Annotated in this window: 20 protein-coding genes; 7 read left to right on the top strand and 13 right to left on the bottom strand. The window is 69.2% G+C overall.

All coding sequences use genetic code 11. The annotated features are described in order from the left end of the window. Positions 1–204: 204 nt before the first annotated feature. The 6 genes from ACQEXA_RS01135 to ACQEXA_RS01110 form a co-directional block, all read right to left on the bottom strand. On the bottom strand, positions 205–1155 hold the full coding sequence (locus ACQEXA_RS01135) for a hypothetical protein (RefSeq protein WP_433128174.1): 951 nt from the start codon (positions 1153–1155) through the stop codon (positions 205–207). Positions 1156–1319: 164 nt separating this feature from the next. Next, positions 1320–1487 (bottom strand): DUF2326 domain-containing protein, encoded by a 168-nt coding sequence (locus ACQEXA_RS01130; protein WP_433134402.1) that lies wholly within the window; start codon positions 1485–1487, stop codon positions 1320–1322. A gap of 405 nt (positions 1488–1892) precedes the next feature. After that, positions 1893–3863: a zinc ribbon domain-containing protein gene (locus ACQEXA_RS01125; protein WP_433128172.1), complete on the bottom strand. Its 1971-nt coding sequence runs from the start codon at positions 3861–3863 to the stop codon at positions 1893–1895. After that, complete coding sequence (locus ACQEXA_RS01120; protein ID WP_433128170.1) at positions 3860–4417, bottom strand: IS607 family transposase; 558 nt, start codon at positions 4415–4417, stop codon at positions 3860–3862. Before ACQEXA_RS01120 ends, ACQEXA_RS01125 begins: the two co-directional genes overlap by 4 nt. Before the next feature lie 70 nt (positions 4418–4487). After that, complete coding sequence (locus ACQEXA_RS01115) at positions 4488–5258, bottom strand: maleylpyruvate isomerase family mycothiol-dependent enzyme (RefSeq protein WP_433128168.1); 771 nt, start codon at positions 5256–5258, stop codon at positions 4488–4490. Further along, on the bottom strand, positions 5255–6508 hold the full coding sequence (locus tag ACQEXA_RS01110; protein ID WP_432938288.1) for an IS256 family transposase: 1254 nt from the start codon (positions 6506–6508) through the stop codon (positions 5255–5257). Before ACQEXA_RS01110 ends, ACQEXA_RS01115 begins: the two co-directional genes overlap by 4 nt. 508 nt (positions 6509–7016) lie before the next feature. Between ACQEXA_RS01110 and ACQEXA_RS01105 the strand changes: the two genes are divergently transcribed. The 3 genes from ACQEXA_RS01105 to ACQEXA_RS01095 are packed head-to-tail and all read left to right on the top strand — an operon-like array spanning position 7017 to position 7954. Then, entirely contained in the window at positions 7017–7220 is a 204-nt protein-coding gene (locus ACQEXA_RS01105) for a hypothetical protein (RefSeq protein ID WP_432938291.1), read from the top strand. 57 nt (positions 7221–7277) lie between these two features. Beyond that, positions 7278–7574: a DUF1778 domain-containing protein gene (locus ACQEXA_RS01100; protein WP_432938294.1), complete on the top strand. Its 297-nt coding sequence runs from the start codon at positions 7278–7280 to the stop codon at positions 7572–7574. Continuing rightward, positions 7571–7954 carry a fic family toxin-antitoxin system, toxin component gene (locus ACQEXA_RS01095; RefSeq protein WP_433128166.1) on the top strand — a complete coding sequence of 128 codons (384 nt, stop codon included), beginning with the start codon at positions 7571–7573 and terminating at the stop codon, positions 7952–7954. Before ACQEXA_RS01100 ends, ACQEXA_RS01095 begins: the two co-directional genes overlap by 4 nt. 196 nt (positions 7955–8150) lie before the next feature. Here ACQEXA_RS01095 and ACQEXA_RS01090 read toward each other — a convergent pair whose 3' ends face one another. The 5 genes from ACQEXA_RS01090 to ACQEXA_RS01070 form a co-directional block, all read right to left on the bottom strand. Beyond that, positions 8151–9020, bottom strand: a complete 870-nt coding sequence (locus tag ACQEXA_RS01090; RefSeq protein WP_433128164.1) for a polysaccharide deacetylase family protein — start codon at positions 9018–9020, stop codon at positions 8151–8153. Next, positions 9017–9991, bottom strand: coding sequence for an agmatinase (gene speB, locus ACQEXA_RS01085; RefSeq protein WP_433128162.1), 975 nt, complete (start codon positions 9989–9991; stop codon positions 9017–9019). Before speB ends, ACQEXA_RS01090 begins: the two co-directional genes overlap by 4 nt. Before the next feature lie 64 nt (positions 9992–10055). Beyond that, entirely contained in the window at positions 10056–10826 is a 771-nt protein-coding gene (locus ACQEXA_RS01080) for an SDR family NAD(P)-dependent oxidoreductase (RefSeq protein ID WP_432938303.1), read from the bottom strand. Beyond that, positions 10826–11524 carry an SDR family NAD(P)-dependent oxidoreductase gene (locus tag ACQEXA_RS01075; RefSeq protein ID WP_432938305.1) on the bottom strand — a complete coding sequence of 233 codons (699 nt, stop codon included), beginning with the start codon at positions 11522–11524 and terminating at the stop codon, positions 10826–10828. Before ACQEXA_RS01075 ends, ACQEXA_RS01080 begins: the two co-directional genes overlap by 1 nt. Beyond that, positions 11521–12999: an amino acid permease gene (locus ACQEXA_RS01070; RefSeq protein WP_433128160.1), complete on the bottom strand. Its 1479-nt coding sequence runs from the start codon at positions 12997–12999 to the stop codon at positions 11521–11523. The genes ACQEXA_RS01075 and ACQEXA_RS01070 overlap by 4 nt, the downstream gene beginning before the upstream one ends. A gap of 138 nt (positions 13000–13137) precedes the next feature. Here ACQEXA_RS01070 and ACQEXA_RS01065 point away from each other — a divergent pair, with 138 nt between their 5' ends. Both ACQEXA_RS01065 and ACQEXA_RS01060 read left to right on the top strand, forming a co-directional pair. Beyond that, the gene (locus ACQEXA_RS01065) at positions 13138–14631 is read left to right on the top strand and encodes a PucR family transcriptional regulator (protein ID WP_433128158.1); all 1494 of its coding nucleotides are present in this window, start codon (positions 13138–13140) and stop codon (positions 14629–14631) included. A 74-nt stretch (positions 14632–14705) separates the two neighbouring features. Further along, a complete protein-coding gene (locus ACQEXA_RS01060; RefSeq protein ID WP_432938314.1) occupies positions 14706–15209 on the top strand; it encodes a hypothetical protein in 504 nt (167 codons plus the stop codon). A gap of 26 nt (positions 15210–15235) precedes the next feature. Here ACQEXA_RS01060 and ACQEXA_RS01055 read toward each other — a convergent pair whose 3' ends face one another. Continuing rightward, positions 15236–15382: a hypothetical protein gene (locus ACQEXA_RS01055; protein WP_432938316.1), complete on the bottom strand. Its 147-nt coding sequence runs from the start codon at positions 15380–15382 to the stop codon at positions 15236–15238. A gap of 53 nt (positions 15383–15435) precedes the next feature. On the opposite strand from ACQEXA_RS01055, the gene ACQEXA_RS01050 reads away from it, so the two are divergent. Next, a complete protein-coding gene (locus ACQEXA_RS01050; protein ID WP_433128156.1) occupies positions 15436–15585 on the top strand; it encodes a hypothetical protein in 150 nt (49 codons plus the stop codon). 149 nt (positions 15586–15734) lie between these two features. Then, the gene (locus ACQEXA_RS01045) at positions 15735–16190 is read left to right on the top strand and encodes a hypothetical protein (protein ID WP_432938321.1); all 456 of its coding nucleotides are present in this window, start codon (positions 15735–15737) and stop codon (positions 16188–16190) included. 138 nt (positions 16191–16328) lie between these two features. Here the strand turns inward: ACQEXA_RS01045 and ACQEXA_RS01040 are convergent. Then, a protein-coding gene (locus ACQEXA_RS01040) for an IS3 family transposase (protein ID WP_432920220.1) occupies positions 16329–17572 on the bottom strand; the annotation gives its coding sequence in 2 pieces (ribosomal slippage) (positions 16329–17233 and positions 17233–17572; 1245 coding nt in all). Between the last annotated feature and the right edge of the window lie 159 nt (positions 17573–17731).

The following is a 17731-nucleotide window of genomic DNA, read 5'->3' as shown; positions in this document are numbered from 1 at the left end:
AGAGCAAGCACGCTGCCCGACCATGCGATCAACGACCTGCTCGACGGCCTGGCGGGAAGCAGCGACGAGAGCGAGCGATTGTTCCCTGGCACCGAGTTGGTCGACCGACCACCGCTCCGGTGCGGAGGAGCAGTTCTGGTCCTGCGCGCAGGCCCCGCACAGTGCGCACGGTTTTCGCGGCGCAGGACCAGGTTCAGCGTGTGATCACCTGACGTCGACGTAGTCACCTGCGGCCGAGACGGCCGGGGTGGTGGAGGTACCCGCGAAGGAGTAGCGCCAGTAGCCGTCGGCCGTCGCCTTGTAAGTTGTCTTCAGGTTGCCGTGGCTGTCGGTGCTGATGGTCTTGAGGGTCGTGTAGGTGTTGGTGCCCTTCTTCCGGAACTGCAGCTTGACCTTCTGGCCCGTGTAACCGGCGTACGTGTGGGTTTCCCAGTTCGCGCGGGTGAGGCGACCGGTGATGGTGAGCGTCTTGCCCTTCTTGACCGGCTCGGGCGCGGCATTCACGGTGAGCTTGGAAAAGCGCTGGACGGCGGGGGAGCGCTGCCCGGTCAATTCTGCGGTGCCGATCTTGCTGACGTCCGAGGGGTTGCTGGGGTTCTGTCCGTTGTAGGCGATGGCCCAGGCCACCGAGTGCCAGCTCGTTCCGGCGTCGGCGTTGCGCAGGTCGGACTTCGGGTAGATGTCGACGGTCCCCTTGCAGGTCTCCACGGTGACGACCTTCTCGGGCGAGGACTCGGAGGAGGTCACGGTGCACGTCGCCGGCTGGTCGCCGTACAGGTCGGCCGACGGGGAAGTGGCGGAGCCCCGGTACAGATCCAGGCCGACGTAGAAGTCGGAAGCGGAGACGTCGACGTTGGTCGCGGTGAGGGTGAAGCTGTAGGGCACGTGCACGATGGCGCTGGTGCCCACGGACACGGCGGACTTGCCGCCGGCGACCTTCACGTTCGAGAAGGTCACCGCCAGCGGGTACGGCGTGGCCGCGGTGGCGGATGCCGCGAAGGCGGACTTCCCCGTGGTGGGCGCGGAGTGGCCGGCGAGCTGCCAGGGGCGCGCGGCACCCAGGGTGCCAGCCGCCTGGGCAGCCGGAATGGCGGCGCCGGTCAGTGCGGCGGCGCCGCAGACGACGGCAACGGCCGCAGTAGCGCGAATACGCATGCGATCTCCGTTGGAGAAGCGCCGGGAACGGCGATCGGACCGTCCTCCCCGGCGCACAGATTCGGAAAGCCAACCGAGGGCTGGCGTGTGACAAAGACTCAGACATGCCAAGCCGGGCGATGGTTGTACGTCCTGCGGTCGAAGTCCGGCGTGGCAAGTCTGGATCAGAGACGGAAGCGGAATAGCCCGCTGGTGTCGATCTCGTCCCTTGGGTGGAGTTGCCGGATGTGAGGGTCAGGTTCGAAGCCCAGACGGGTGGCTTTGTCGAGGTCGTCGCTGTTGAAGGTGGTGATGTACTGCAGGCCTCTGTCCTGGGTGACGTCGGCGACCAGGGGGAGGGCGGCGGCGAGCGGACATTCGTCGACGCCGTCGAAGATCTGAGACGACCGCTCCAGGGCTCACCATGCGCCTGCACCATGGGCGATGTGGGGTGTCCGACGGGCGTGCAGGGAACCTCGTGGCCGTCGTGGACGAGGTGATCGAGCAGGCTGACGGCCGGTTGTGGGTCGACTGCAAGCGTGCCAGCAGTCCCTGAACAATCTCGCAGGGCGGGCGATGCCAGGGCCACACAAGCTTCTCCGGCGCGGCATACGGTCCCAGGCGTCGAGCGCATCACCAGCGGCAACAGGGTCGACTCGAGCGTATGCAACACTGCGGGCGCCATCTGCCGTTACCGGGCACCGGCAACACCCACGGAGGCCGCTTGAGTGTCGCGAACGGCTGGAAAGCGTCTCTGATTAGCTATGCGATCCTGAGTCGGATTGAGTTTCCGGGATCGTTTCCCACCGTGGTGGGGAGGCGTGGGCGTGGAGGTGGAATCCCGCGCCGAGTGCTGCCCCTCGTGGCCGGTGGCCGGTGGTGGGTGTGCTGATCGTGTTCACGCCCTGGTGTCGGTGGGCTGCGCGGGGCAGCCGGGTCCGGTCCGTGTGAGCGTGTCCCTCCGGACGCTGGCCAGCACGACCGCGAGGCCGTGCTGGGGAGGGTGCCCTGCGTCGCCTGGGCGCGGGGCGTGTGGAACGACGCCGGGTGGAGCCGGTCTTGGACCGGTCCTTCCGACTGGTCTTGGCAGTCGGTGTGACGACCGCCTTCGCTTCCAGGTTGTCGAGGACCGTCCGGATCACCATGTGGCCGCCGGTGCGGTCGCAAGCGGTCGTGGCCTGGTGGGCCAGGCCGCGGGCTGCGATACGGCGCCAGGCACCGTGGTCGCGGTCGCCCTGCCAACGGCAGTCCTGGTGGGGGCAGATGGCCCATTTCCATCCCGCGAGGGTGGGCCGGTCGGGGGCTTTGCGGTGCCGCAGCGGGGTCAGGCAGTGCGGGCACAGTTTGGACGTGTTGCGGGCCGGAACCGTGACGACGGCGATGCCCTGTTCGGTGGCGAGGTGCCGCATGCGGTCGGCGATCTGTCCGCGGACCTGCTGGGACAGGCGGGTGTTCAGGGTGCGGCCCATGCCCCCGGCTTCCATCGACCGCAGATCCTCGACATAGATCACCGTGGCCCCGGCGGCAATCGCCTGGTCGACGGCCCACCTGGCGGCAGCCCACGCCAGGGCGTCGTTGAGGTTCGACCGGCGGTTGGACACGTGCTGGATCTCGCCGCGCAGCACGTCCAGCTTGGGGGCAAGCTGGTGGTCGTGGCCTGCGATGAGCCGCATGTACTGGTCGGTCTTGGTGTGCAGTCGCTCCGAGAGGCGGCGCAGGCGGTGCTGCTTGGCGAGCACACCGGCGGCCCGGAACTGGGCGCCGGCCCCGAGCGCGGTGATCCGCCCCTCGCCGTTCAGTTGCACGGCGCCCGCGCTGAGGAGCGTGTTCAGGCCCCAGTCCACGCCGAGCGCCACCGCATGACCGGTGCGGTGGGCCTTGGGGACGGCGTGGGTGTAGGCCAGGTCAGCGCGCACGGTGTCACCCGCGCAGCGGAGGGTGGGAAGGTGGAGCACCGCCGATGCCGGGACTGTCGGCGGCAGCGCGATGGGGCAGGCCACCCATGTCCAGTCCCGGTAGGTGGCCGGGTCGGGGCGGGTGGGCAGCTGAAGCCGTAGCAGCGCCTGCCCGGTGCCGGTTTCGGAGCGTTCGATCGTGGCCTGCTGCCCATCGCACGCGGCGAGGAGCAGCAGGCGGGGGATCTTCGGGGTGCCTTCGAGTTCGAACACGTCCACGGGCAGACGGCCGTTGGCCTTGAGATACGTGGCGGCCTGCCGGGTGCGGGCCTTGATGATGCTGGACGGCAGATGCTCCCCGCCACAGATCGCCGCCCGAACCTGATCCCACTCTCTCGGGGTGCGTTTGCTCGGATCGGCCGGCCACGTCGCCAGCACCCCCAAGACCACATCGGCGCGCCACTTCACCGAGCGCAGCGCCCGCCCGGCCTGCTCCTGGGCCATGCGCACGATCCGGTCGTTGACCTTCACGCCCTCGGGCGGGGCGGCACTCCAGCCCAGACGGCGCAGCGCCATCCACGCGTTCGACGGCAGATTCCGACCGACCTCGTCCACGCCGGAGGCGAGTACCTTCACATCACGGCTGTTCCAACGCTCGGCGAGCACGACAGACACCATGCCCGCCACCAGGTCGCTGCACCAGCCGATGCGTTCGGCCAGCACGGCCTGGGTCAGGACTTCGCCCGTCTTCTCATCCACGCCGGTGCGCACAAGGGTGCGGGCGCACGCGGTACGGGAGGTCTCACCGTCGGCGAGCTGCGGCGTCCGGCTCACGCGGCGCGCCCTGCGTCGCACTGGCCCGACTCGGCCAGCAGGCGACGCCGGTTCTCAGCCGACCGCATCCCGTACAGGCGGCCGGCGAACATGGTGACCAGCGAAACGAAGTCCTCAAGGAGTTCATCCCGGCTGCTGAGCTTCTTCGGGTGCAGCACCTCAAGACTCGCGCCGTACACGGACAGCAGGTGCTTGAGCCAGCCGACACCAAACCGGGCGAGCCGGTCCTCGTGCGTGACCCGCACGACGGTCACCGAGCCGTCAGCAACGGCCCGCAGGAGCCGGCTCAGACCGGGCCGGTCCTCCCGCAAGCCAGAGGCCCGGTCACGGAAGACCTTGACGATCTCCCCGGTGGAGGTGGCCCGCAACTCCTTCTCCTGTGCCTGAAGCGAGGATTCCTGCCCGTGGGAGCCGGACACGCGCACGTACAGGCCCTCCAGGCGGACACGCTCGCCACCGGTGGAGACCTTCATCGCCTCCACATCGATCGAGGAGAACCGGCGCTCACGCCCGACCCAAGTCACCGGAATCTTCCCCGAGTGAGTAATTGTCAAGAGTTGTGGACCAGTTGATCCACGGTCCTTGTAATCACGGTCCTCAATACGGTTAGGCCCGAGCTGGGGATCAGTAGAGGAAGGGTGGCTTGGGTAGGGCCGGGGCGTTGTGCACGGCCAGGTCGGCGCCCGGGGAGCGTCCCATCAGCCAGGCCAGCAACGAGCTTTGCGGCCCGTGGATGGTTGGCGCTGGTCGCGCGGTGCCGATGTCGTATCTGGTGCCGGTGCCGGTGCCGGTGCCGGTGCCGGTGCCGGTGCCGGTGTCGGTGGCGTGCAGCTGCATGGCTGGTGCATCGTCGCGTGCGCTGAAGGACGCCACGACCCGGCCGAGCATGGCGTGGACGAAGTACGTCGGCCACTGGGCTGGTGTGTAGCCGGCGTTCAGATCGGCGTGGTGGACCAGCACCTCGCACAGCCGGGCCTCGGCGACGCGGGCGGCGGGATGCTCCTGACCGCGAGTCCAGCGAATGATCCGGCGCCATGCCTCGGGCGGCATCCTTCGGTACTCGGCTTCGAACGCGGCGGTGCTGTCGCGCAGGTCCGCAAGGAGCTCGGCGGCGCTGCGGCCCGCTCCTGTCTCGATCTGCTCGGCCCGGGCGGCCAGGCTCGGGTACTCCGGTGTCTCCGCTCCGGTCCGGGCCCAGATCAGCAGGCGCCGGCCGCCGTCGGCGTTGCGGGCCAGGTGTGTCAGCACGTGCCCGCGCGACCAGTCCGGCAGCAGCGACGGTGCACGTACGTCGGCGTCGGTGAACCGGGCCGCCGTCCGCAGGAGGTGTTCGGTCGCGGTGGTGATCTGCTCAAGGGCGGCCGTGGGGTCGAAGTCCGTGTGGTCAGTCGTCATGCTGCCGCCTCCTGGCCCCGCTCGACCAACTGGCCGCGTTCGAAGCGGGCTCCGGCGCGAACGAGCGGGACGAGGTGGGCGCCGTTGACCGAGCGCCAGCGGGCCTGAGCGGACTCGACCAGCTTGAACACCATCGCGAGGGCGGCGGTGCGGGAGCCGGCGCCCCTGGTGACTTTGGTGCGGAGTCGGACCGTTGAGAAGGTCGACTCAATGGGGTTGGTGGTCCGCAGGTGGATCCAGTGCTCGGCCGGGTAATCGAAGAACTCCAGCAGCACGTCCTGGTCGCCGGTGATCTTCGCGACGGCCTTGGGGTACTTCGCGCCGTAGAGCTTCGCGAAGGTCCTGATCGCCTGCTCGGCGTGTTCGCGGTCCTCGGCGTTGTAGATGTCCTGGATCGCCTTCTTCGCCGCCGGCTGGGCCGACTTCGGCAAGGCGTCCAGGACATTGGCGGTTTTGTGAACCCAGCACCTCTGCTCGCGGGTGCCGGGGAACACCTCGCGCAGGGCCTTCCAGAACCCGAGCGCGCCGTCGCCCACCGCGAGCACAGGAGCGCGCATGCCCCGGCGAGCGCAGTCCCGCAGCAACCCGGCCCAGGACTCCGAGGACTCACGGTAGCCGTCCGCCATCGCGACCAGCTCCTTGGTGCCGTCCGCCCGCACGCCGATGACAACCAGGATGGCGGCCTTGGCCTCGTCCAGGCGTATGCGCAGGTGGATTCCGTCAACCCAGACGTAGACGTAGTCGGTGCCGGACAGGTCACGCTCCTGGAAGGCGGCGTGGTCGGCCTGCCACTGAGTAGTCAGCCGGGTGACGGTGGCCGGGGACAGTCCGGCGGAGCTGCCGAGGAACTGCTCCATCGCCGGCACGAAGTCCCCGGAGGACAGGCCGTGCAGGTAGAGCAGGGGGAGCACCTCGGCAATCTTCGGGGACCTGCGGCACCAGGGCGGCAGGATCGCCGAGGAGAACCGCTTGCGCTCGCCGGTCGTCTCGTCGACGCGCTTGTCGTTCACCCGCGGGGCCTTGACCTCGATCACGCCGGCCGCGGTGGTGACCTTCCGCGGCTGGTGATAGCCGTTGCGGACCACCAGGCGCCGTCCGTTCTCGTCCGTCTCGTGGCTCAACTCCGCGATGTAGGAGTTGACTTCGGCCTCCAGCGCGGCGGCCAGCATCCGCCGGGCGCCCTCGCGGACGATCTCGTCCAGCAGGGAGCCGTCTTTCGTGGAGCCGTCGGCGTTGACTACGGTGAGCATGGGCGTGCCTTCCCGACCCGCGCTGCGAACGCGGGCCTACTCGATGACCATCACGGGATCATTCGGGAAGGTACGCCCTCTGCGTTCCTCCCGGAACCGATCCACAGGTCTTGAGCATTGCTCTCCCCGAGTCCGCCCAAAGCCGAAGCGTCACGGGGTGAACACCCAAACGTTTAGCGGCCTTTGAGAGTCGAAGAAGTTCCACACAATCACCATACGATCACTGAAGAACTCTAAGCAAATTGATGAGCCTGCAAGAGCCGACTCTGATGAGAGAGATGACGAGGAGTCATGTGAGGCGTTGCCTGTCCCCGACCACGCTGCAGCTGGCCGCAATCGCTCTACTGGCACTTACCGGGTGTGCCGGTGCGCCGGCTGTCCCGTCCCTCATAGCTCCTCCCTCTGTCACGGCCGCTCTCGCCACCCAGTCGGCGGCGCTCGTCACATCCTCGGCATCCCCCGCGCCTGCGAAGCTCGTGTATGGCTACGACCCACGCGCGGTGAGTTCGTGATCACCTACAAGTTCTGGAAGACCCTCACCGGGACCGACCTGGTGCAGGCCCGAACCGAACTGATTCAGGTCTCCGCGCCTACGCCGGACGAGGCGAATCCGACCACCGAGATCGTTGTGCCAGAGCAAGACCATCGGGTATTCGCCGCTGCGCACGGACCTGAGCGCTTCCGGCTGGGGCGCAGCGCATCCGGCTGCTGATGCACGGTCCTGCTCCGGCGGGCACGGAATCTTGGTACCACTGGTACCGTAGGTGCCATGGCGGATCCCAAAGGTATGAATCTGCGCTTCCCAGACCCCGAGCAGCGAGCGGCGATCGCCGCTGCCGCCAAGCAGGCAGGGGTGAGCATGCAGGAGTTCATCCTGTCGGCCGCCTACGCTCGCGCCACCGAGGTCGAGAACCAGTTCCTCGCGGACTTTGCGGCCTCGATGGCCCACAGTGGCGACGCCTTCGCGGCGGAACCCAGCAGCATCGACCCCAGTCCTGAGCACCGATCCGCCGAGCAGGAAGCGCTGCGCGACCTCCAGGACCAGCAGCGAGGCCACGCCGCGTGAGCCAGCCGGAGGGCCACCCGCTCGAGGTCACGTTCCTGCTGCACGCTGCAGAACTGCTCGACGGCGACCCCCAGATCGACGACTACGGGCCGCTGTATGCCACGGTAGGCCGGGTCAACGCCAGGGCGCTGGAGACCGACATCTACGGCTCGCTGCACCTCAAGGCGGCCGCACTGCTGCAGACCCTGGCGAAACTGCCATGCCTGGAGCATTCCAACGAGGCCTTCGCCTGGCACGCCACCGAGGCCTTCCTCATGCTCAACGGGTGCCGTCTCGACTATCCCCCCAAAGCAGCGGTCGCCCTCGTGCGGGACGCTGCGTCCGGAGCTCTCGGCGTCCCCCGGATCGCCCGCCAGCTACGGGCCTGGACCAGCAACTGATCGCGCCTTCCGGACGGGCGCAGGGAGCCAGCACCACCAGCTGGCGGGTAACTCCACCCTGCTGCGCCCCGAAGTGGTGTGGAGCTGTGCGCTGCTTCCCCTCAGGCGAGCGGATGTCGTCCCACGCCTCGGTTGGCTTCAAGACATAGGTGGGCAGCCGGGCCGCGCCTGCCACCGACTGTCGAGCTTGGGGTGCTCAGGTTTCCGGCATGTCGATCGAGCGGGGTGGCAGGCTGAGGGTGCGGACGTGGCGCGCGATGTCCTCCAGGGAAGCGACCCACACGTCTGGGCACGCGGACACGTGGGCCATGAGCTGGTCGAGCTGGTGGGCGCGTGATGTGCGCCCGGACAGGAACGGGTGGTTGGTGAGGACCCAGCATCCGCCTGCGGCGCGCAGGCCCTCGAACTCGCTCTGCCACAGCTCCCGCACCGCGGTGGGGGTCTGGATGATGCCGCTACCGCTGATGTCGGGCAGGTAACAGTACTGCTCCCAGTCATCGAGGGCCCAGTGGATGGGGATCTCGACGATGGAGCGGGCCGCGCCCGGTGTGATGGCCAGTTCGTAGGGGACATCGGCGTCCATGAGGCTGGAGTCGTAGAGGAATCCGCGTTCGGCCAGGAGCGAGGGGCTACGCCAGGACAGGTCCCACATGGGGGCTCGATATCCCACGGGGCGGATCCCGGCTACCTCCTCCAGGGCGGCCAGGCCGCGGTCGAGGTTCGCTGCCTCTTCGGCGGCGTCTACGGCGGTGGGCTGCTCGTGCAGGTATCCGTGATGAGCGACTTCGTGCCCGGCCGCGACGATGTCGCGCACGACGTGGGGGTAGCGGTGGGCGGTGTAGCCCGGGACGAAGAACGTCGACTGGATGGCGTGCCGGTCCAGCAGGCGCAGCAGCCGCGGCACGCCGACCAGCGGACCGTACGCCTGGTGGCTCATGACGCTCATGCGGTGGGCGTTGTGGGGGGCTTGCCACAGGACCGCCGACTCCGCGTCGACGTCGAACGTGAACGCGGCTGCCGCCTGGTTGCCGTCCGGCCACACCACGGGCCCGGCGGGGGCGCTCACTGCCGCTTGCCTGTCGCCATGATGGTCACCAGTTCGTAGGCGAGGTTCGCGGCGGCGACGGCAGTGACCTCGGCGTGGTCGTAGGCGGGGGCGACTTCGACGATGTCGGCCCCCACGATACGCAGGGCGCTCATGCCTCGCAGGACCGCCAGGAGTTCGCGGCTGGTCATGCCCCCGGCTTCGGGGGTTCCGGTCGCGGGGGCGAAGGCGGGATCGAGAACGTCGATGTCGATCGAGACGTACACGGGTGTGTCGCCCACGCGGTCCAGGATGCGATCGAGGACGCCGTCGGCACCGATCCGGTCGATGTCGCGGCAGTGCACGATCGTGAAGCCGAGGTCGGCGTCGTCGAGGAGGTCTTGGCGGTCGTAGAGGGATCCGCGGATGCCGACGTGGGCCGAGCGGCCCTTGACGATGAGCCCGTCGTTCGAGGCGATGCGGAACGGGGTTCCGTGGGTGCACGGTTCGCCGAAGTACTCGCCCCAGGTGTCCAGGTGGGCGTCGAAGTGCACCAGGGCCACCGGCCCGTGGACGGCGTGCACGGCACGCAGAGCCGGCAGTGCCACGGTGTGGTCGCCGCCCAGGCTCAGCACGGGGCGCCCCTGGCCGATCAGTTCCCGCAGCCCGTGCTCGACCTGGCCGAGTGCCTCGGCGATGTTGAAGGGGCTGCAGGAGATGTCGCCGGCGTCGACGACCTGGGCGTCGCGGAACGGCTCCGCGTCCAGCGCCGGGTTGTAGGGGCGCAGCAGCCTGGATGCCTGCCGGATGTAGGACGGCCCGAACCGGGCGCCGGGGCGGTAGGTGACGCCGGTGTCGAACGGGATGCCGACCACGGACACGTCGAAGTCGGCGACGTCCTGGGCGCGAGGTAGGCGGGCGAAGGTGGTGAAGCCCGCGTAGCGGGGCACCTTGGTGCCGTCCACCTGGCTGACCACGCCGTTGTCGTGGCGGATGTGGCCTTGGTCTGTCACGTGGTGTCTCCTTGCTGCTGGGTCGTTGCGCGCGCCTGCCCTGGCTGCGGGTGTGCGTGGGGTGTCAGGCCCGGCACCGGGTCGCGCCGCCGTTGATCTGCAGGGTCTGGCCGATGAGCGCGCCGAAGTCCGGTGCGGTGAGCAGGCTGACGGCTTCGGCGATGTCGTGCGGGCTGCCGATGCGGCCGAGGGGGATGTCGCGGGCGTACTCGGCGTGCATGTCGGCGAGGGTGACGCCGGCGTCGGCTGCGTCGACCTCGAGCTGCGGGGTGTCGATGACGCCCGGAGCGATGGCGTTGACGATGATCCCTTCGGGGGCCAGTTCGCGCCCCAGCGATTTGGTCAGGGCGATCAGTCCGGCCTTCGACGCTGCGTAGGCGCTGGCGCGGGGCCAGCCGGTGACGCCCCACTCCGAGGAGATGATGACGATGTGTCCGCCACCGAGTCGGCGCATCCCGGACAGGACGGCCTGCACCAGGTCGAACGTGCCGGTCAGGTTGGTGTCGACGACGCGCCACCAGTCGTCCTCGTCGTGGTTGAGGAAGGAGTCCATGGTCATGTAGGCGGCGTTGCACACGAGCACCGAGATCGGGCCGCGTTCCTGCTCGATGGCTGCGACGGCCGCGTGGATCTGCTCGGTGCGCGACACGTCGGCGGGTGCGGGGAAGCCGTCGGTCAAGACGGCCACCTCGGCCATGTCGGCGCTGTTCTCGCGGGCGTTGACGCCCACCTGGGCGCCGTCTTTTGCCAGGCGCAGGGCCACGGCGCGGCCGATGCCCTGGGTTGCGCCGGTCACCAGTGCCACCCGGCCGGGGTGGGGCGGACGAGTCGTCATCAGATCACCGTTCCGCAGTTGGGGGAGATGACCTCGCCGGTGCAGAAGTCCAGGTCGAGGACGAGGCGGACGACGGCGGCGATCTCGTCGGGCCGCGCCAGCCGCCGGTTGGGCACGGTCTGCAGGTACTGCGGGTCGCGCCAGGGGGAATTGGCTGCCAGCAGCGGTGTGTCGGTGGGCCCGGGGGCCACGGCGTTGACGCGGATCCCCTGGGGGGCGTATTCCGCGGCCAGGGTGCGGACGAGGCCGATGATCGCGCCCTTGGCCGCCGCGTAGTGGGCTTCGCGGTCGCCGCCGGCGATGGCCAGTTCGGAGGTGATGGCCACGATGCTGCCGCTGCTTTGCTCCAGCATCCCGGGGAGGACGGCGTGCGCGGTGTTGCGCAGCCCGCCGAGGTGCACGTGCAGCATCCGCCGCCACGCCTGGGGGGTGATGTCCGCCAGCGATGTCGACTCGTAGTGCCCGGCCGCGGTGACCGCCGCGTGGATCGGCCCGAGGTCCTTGTGCGCCTGGTAGACGGCTTGCGCGGTGGAGGCGGCGTCGGAGACGTCGGCGGTCAGCGCTAGGTCGACGTCGGCTGCGGGGTGGAGGTCCAGGCCCGCGACGGTCCACCCGGCCTGGGACAGTGCGCGGGCGACGGCCGCGCCGATGCCGGAGGCCGCCCCGGTGATCAGTGCCGTCCTGGATGCGGTGGTCACTGGGCGCCTCCCGCCGGCTCGCCGGTTGCGGACTGCGCGGCCAGGCGCTCCGCGATCGGGGAGGCGATGCGCGAGCGCACCTTCAGGTACACGCCGGCTCCGATGATCCCGAGCACGACCGTCGCCAGCAGCATGCTCCAGTTCACGTACCAGGGGGTGTCCGGCATCGTCCGCGGCCACACCACGTTGACGGTCTCGAAGATGATCCAGACCGAGGCGAGGTAGGTGACCGGGGCGCCCCATCGGCCGAGGGTGAAGGGCCCGGGGACCCAGCGGCCGCGCAGGCGGGCGAGGGCGGCTCCGAGGACCGGAAGCCCGAAGGCGATGTAGAAGCCGACGACGGTGGTGTTCACGAGCACGCTGTAGAACTCGGATCCGCCGAGGAAGACCAGTGCCGCGGCCACCACGCCGGTCAGGCCGATGGCGTACACCGGGAGCCGCTCGCGGCCGGCCAGTCGGGTCAGGACGCCGGAGCCCGGCAGGCCGCGGTCGCGGGCTGCGCCCCAGACGCAGCGGGACACCGCGGCCTGCACGGCGAGGAAGCTGGACAGGAACCCGATCACGAACATCACCAGCAGGGGCTTGGCGACGCCCGCACCGAGGTGGGCGGTCAGGGTGTCCGACACCGGGTCGCCGGTCTGGGAAGCGAGGACCTGGCTCAGGTGCGGGATCGCCAGGATCAACGCCAGGCTGGAGTACATGACGATCAGAGCCACGAGCAGCAGGCCCAGGATGATCGCCTTCGGCACGTTGCGCTCGGGCTGCTCGACCTCCTCGGCGATCGAGCCGGCGGCCTCGAAGCCCAGGAAGGAGAAGCCGACGAAAGCCACGGCCGTGAGCATGGGGCCCGAGCTCATGCCGCCCAGGTTCACGCCGTGGAACATGACGCTGAACGGGTTCTCCCGGTAGAACAGCAGCAGGACTGTGCCCAGCCCGACTGAGGCGATGATCTCGCAGACGATGCTCGCCACCACGAGGATCTTCAGCACCCTGCGGCCGATCATGTTCGCGAAGCTGCCGAGGGCGATGATCGCGACCGCCAGTACCGCCGTCAGCATGCGGCTCGGCTGGGAGACGCCCACGACCTCCAGCACGAAGCCGGCCGCCGCGTAGGCGAGCGTGGACAGGGCGATGGTCAGCCCCCACATGTAGGCCCAGCCGGTGGTCCATCCCCAGGTCGTTCCCCGGACGTGCCGCGCCCACTGGTAGACGCTTCCCGCGAACGGCCACCGCGAGGCCAGCTCGCCGAAGACGCCGGCCACCAGCAGCTGGCCGACCAGCACGACGGGGAAGGCCCAGAAGAAGCCCGGCCCGGCGGCGAACAGACCTAGCGTGAAGATCCCGTACAGGCCGACGATCGGCGAGACGTCTGCGAACGCCAAGGACAGGGCGGAGCGCAGGGTGAAGCCTCGGTGGAGCCGTGGGGTCTCAGCGGGTGGGCTTTCGCGCTGGGAAACCTGCGAGGTCAGGTTCATCCGTGGCTCCTTTGCGGCACGGTGCGGACGTTGCCAAGGAGCATCGTCCGCACCCTCGGGATAGGAAATACTTGATTCGTATAAAACGATCTTCCTAAACTAGATGGATCGTAACTGGGGTGTGGAAGCGAGGGCGCGATGCAGGTGTCGGATCTGGTCGACATGCCCCATCTACGCCTCACCGTGATGGCCGGCGCCGCCGGGCTCACCAACCACATCGCCTGGGCCCACTCGTCCGACCTCGACACCCCGTGGCAGTGGATGACCGGCGGGGAACTCCTCCTCAAGAACGGCCGGACCCTGCCGCGCGCCGCCGCCAAACAGGCCGACTTCCTCCACCGGCTGGGCGACCTCGGCGCCAGCGGCCTGGTCATCGGCATGGACGACCACACACCACCCCTCACCCCCGCCGCCCGCCAGGCCGCCGACCAGCTGCAACTCCCCGTCGTCGAGGCGCCCTACTCGGTCAGCTTCACCGCGCTGACCCGCGCCGTCGCCGACGCGCACTCCCAGCACGAGGCCCGCCGCACCCTACTCACGCAGCGCATCTACAGCGCCGTACGGCACACGGTCACCCAACCCACCAAGCGCAACGCCCTGCGCGAACTGGCCCGGGACTTCGGCTGCCGGCTCGCCCTCGTGGACACGGAAACCGGCCGTGAGGCCTTGTCCGACAACCCCCCATCCCCCACCGACCTCGTTGGCGCCCTGCTCACCGAGACAGCCCGCCATCACGGCACCCTCCCGGGTGTCGTCCACCTGCGCGGCACCCAGCACCAAGGCGTCGCCGTCGAAGTGCCCTACGAAGAGCCCACCGTCCTCATCGCCTTCGACTTCCACGCACCCGTCCCCGATACCGGACTACTGCAGCACGCCGCCACCGCCGCCGCCGTCCTCCTCTCCCACCGGGCCGTCCAGCACGAACACGACCGCCGCCTCGGCGCCGAACTCCTCTCCCGGCTCATCGACGCCCGCCTGAGCGACCACGAAGCCGCCCAGGAACTCGCCGGGCACGGCCTGACCCCCGACCGCTGCGCCCTGATCGCCGCCACCGGCGGCGATGAAGCCGGCGAACGCCGGCTGCACTTGGCCCTCACCCGTCGCGACATCCCCCACCTGCTGCTCCGCCGGGACGACGTCCTCTACCTGGCACTCGAGCCGTCCGACCAGACCCTGGACCTGATTCGCCGCCGTCTGGGGGCCCTCGCCCCGATGGGCCTCAGCAACCCCCTGGGCACGGCAGACCGCGCCGCTGCCGCCCGCCGCGAAGCGGCCTGGGCGCTGCGCACGGCCGCCCCCGGCCAAATCGCCATCTACGCCGACGTCACCGTCCTGTCGGCGCTCCTGCACGACCCCGGCCAGACCCAGACGATCGTGGACCGCGTCCTGGGCCCCCTGCTCCAACACGAGGCCCAGCACACGCCCGGCCTGCTGCACACGCTGGAGACGTTCCTCGCCTGCCGGCGCTCCTGGGAGACGACATCCAAAGCGCTCGGCGTCCACCGGCAGACCGTGGTCTACCGGATCCGCCGCATCGAGGAAATCACCGGCCGCAACCTCTCCGAGACAGCCGACATCGCCGAACTGTGGCTCGCGCTGCGTGCGAAGGAACTCGCCGCAGGCGCTGACTGACGGGTGCCATCCAGGAACGGGGCAAGCTGGGCACGCCGTCCTCGGGATCGGATCGCCGCAGGGAGCGGGACGCGGTGTGGCTGCCCGCGTCGGTGGTGAACAGGCAGTCCGAGCATCCGGATCGTCGTCGTGGGCAGGCTCCGGGTCGTGAGGGCGGTGGTGAGCGTGTCCTCGTACTCGGCCACGGCCACGGTTTCGGCCGGAAACTGTTCGGGCGGATGAGCTGGTTCCTGCCGCTGCTGCGCCCGACGGGTCTGGCCCCGCGGATGACCGCGGCACAGCAGGCGGACAGCAACATCGAGCTGGGCCGGCTCTCCCCCGAACGGGACCTGGCTCCCGTGCTGGACGACATCACCGTCCCGGTGCGCTACGTGGTGGCGTCGGGGACGTCCTTTGGAAGCCGCGGTGACGAGCAGGAACAGATACGCACCAGCCTCGACGCGGTGAGGGCCCGCAACCCGCACATCCAGATCGGCGCGAAGGTCGCCAGCAACCACGGGGCGATCCTCAAAAAGGACTTCCCGGCCATCGCCGCAGCCGTACGCGAGGTCGCCGCCCTCGACCACGCAGGGCACTGACGACACGACCAACCAACCGGCGACACCTACACGTCCGCGCCACCATCGTCCACCCCGACCGCGTCCAGGCCGTGCAAGGGCCACAGCCCCTTGCACGGGCCGGACGCGGTCAAGCCGCAGCGGCCGAGCACCTTGAGGTTGAGGTACTCGAGCGGGGCAGAGCCGGCCGACATCCTCGTGACGGATCTCGTGGCCCTCGGCGCGGAGCAGGGCGACGACGGCGTCGATGGAGCGCATCGTCCAGAGCACGACGGCGTTTGGGGACCAGATCGAGTGCACCAAGCTGGCCTTGTCAGAACCGGCCCAGCATGGCGGCAAGTTCGCCGCCACCCCGACGACCACCAGAGGCACCGACGAAATCAAGTTCCCGAGGTGACGGCGTGCGAGAGGGAGAGTCAGAGGAGAGTTGAGGGCTGGTCGCCTTGGGCGACGCGGTGTTCCGCTCACCGACCGCCACCGGCCGCCGGCTTATGGGAAAGCCCCAGGAGGGTGGGAAGATATGGCGTGCCCTACCACATCGTTACCGTGACCGGCTCACACCGTACCGGCTTCGGTCTCCAGGTCGAGCCCGCCGTCCCCATCAAGGCGTTGGCGGCCCGTGTCGCTGACGCCGACGTGCCTGTGCGGGGCGACACTCTGCTTCTGCTCTTTCCCGAGGGCCGTCACGGGAAGGCGATTCTTGCGGACTTCTCCATGGAAGCGTGGCGCGACGGGGACATGTACTACAGCCGGAGCAGTCCTGATGACCCCGAGTTCACCCTCTTCATCGGCACCGAGCGCGGACCGGAGGACCTTCCGCCGGGCACGGAGATCTGGCTGGACGATGCCGCTCCCACCGGCGGTGCGCGAAGCGGTGGTTGGAGCCGGATCGTCGCGCAGTTCGAGGACCTGCCGTGGGTGAGGGTCGATCCTGACGCGGCCCCGGAGGTGATGCCGTCACATTCGTCGCCCTCTGAGCCTCCCGAAGATCCGATGACATGAGGTTCCCGGAGTGACGGAATGCGCGGACGAAAGGTCGGCAGGGGATTCCCCACACCGATAGGCAGGATCCTCACCCCGCAGATGGCTCGTTTCAGCAGGCGGGGGTTCCCCCCGAGAAGTAGACACCGGTTTGTATGCTTATGCGGCAAGTGTGAGTGTAGCTGAGTGTCGGGCCTCGTAGGCGACGGGGCTGAGCTGGCCGTTCTTCTTGTGTCTGCGGCGGGTGTTGTAGCGCGTGAGCCAGCGGAACACGGACAGCCGGCAGGCGCGGGCGCCGTCCCAGCGGCGGGCGCCTTGCAGTGTTTCGCGTTTCAGGGATGCGTGGAAGCTCTCGCAGGCGGCGTTGTCCGCGCTGGTGCCGACGGCGCCCATGGACTGGGTGATGCCCAACTCCTTGCACAGGTCGGCGAATTCCTTCGACGTGTACTGGGCTCCGTGATCGCTGTGGAAGATCGCCCCGTCCAGGCTGCCGCGGGTCGTGGCGGCCATCCGCAGCGCGTCGGCGACCAGTTCGGTGCGCATGTGGTCGGCGATGGAGTAGCCGACCACCCGGCGGCTGAAGCAATCCAGCACGGTGGCGAGATAGAGGAACTCGCCGTCGCCGACGGGCAGATAGGTTATGTCGCCCATGTACTTCGCACCCGGCTCGGCGGCGGTGAAGTCCCGGCCGAACAGGTCCGGCACCACCTGGTTCGCCGGCTCGGGCACGGTGGTGCGGACTTTCTTGCGCAGGTGCACCCCGACGATGTTGAACTTGCGCATGACGCGGGCCACCTTCTTCTCGTTGATCTCCATGCCGTGCGTGTCCCGCAGCTCGGCGGTGACGCGCGGGGAGCCGTAGGTGCCGTCGGAGTCGTCGTGCACGGCCTTGATCTTCGTCGCCAGGGCCGCCTCGGTCCGCTCCCGCGCGGCGCGGGCCTCGCGACCCGCCCGCCACTTGTAGAAGCTGGAGCGGTGCACGTCGAGCACCTGGCACAGCCGCTTGACCGGGTAGGTCTCGCAGTGGTCCTCGATGAACTGGCAGCGGCCTACCAGGTCATCTCCGAGGCGAAAAACTTCGTCGCCTTGCGCAGAATGTCCCGCTCGGTGGCGAGCGTGGCGTTCTCCTTGCGGGCGGCCTTCAGCTCGGCCTCCAGGGCCTGGATGCGGGCTGCGAGCTCCTCGCGGGTGGCCTCGACGGCCGGGGTGGTGCTGGTCACGTTCTTCCTGGTCAAGCCGGTGGTGCTGCCGCCGCGGGCGCGGTCGGCGCGGATCCAGTTCCGCAGGGTCTCCGCGTTGAGTCCCAGGTCACGCGCGGCTTGCGCGATCGTGAGATCAGCATCCGAGTGGAACAGGGCCACGGCGTCGGCCTTGAACTCGGGCGAATAGACCTTCATCACCATAATCGGTCACCCTCTCCCGACCCCCACCGGGGTCGAGGTCAGGGTGTCCACCACTCAGGGGGAGGCTCCGGCCACAGCATTCCGTCGGTTGCCCCACCACGCAAGGCAGCGGTGAAGAGGTGGTGCGGATCAGCGCCCTCGGGCGTGTCGCGGATGTCT

Source organism: Streptomyces sp. CA-106110, from assembly GCF_050936285.1.
Taxonomy (GTDB): Bacteria; Actinomycetota; Actinomycetes; order Streptomycetales; family Streptomycetaceae; genus Streptomyces.
This window is presented reverse-complemented; position numbering and strand designations above follow the sequence as displayed.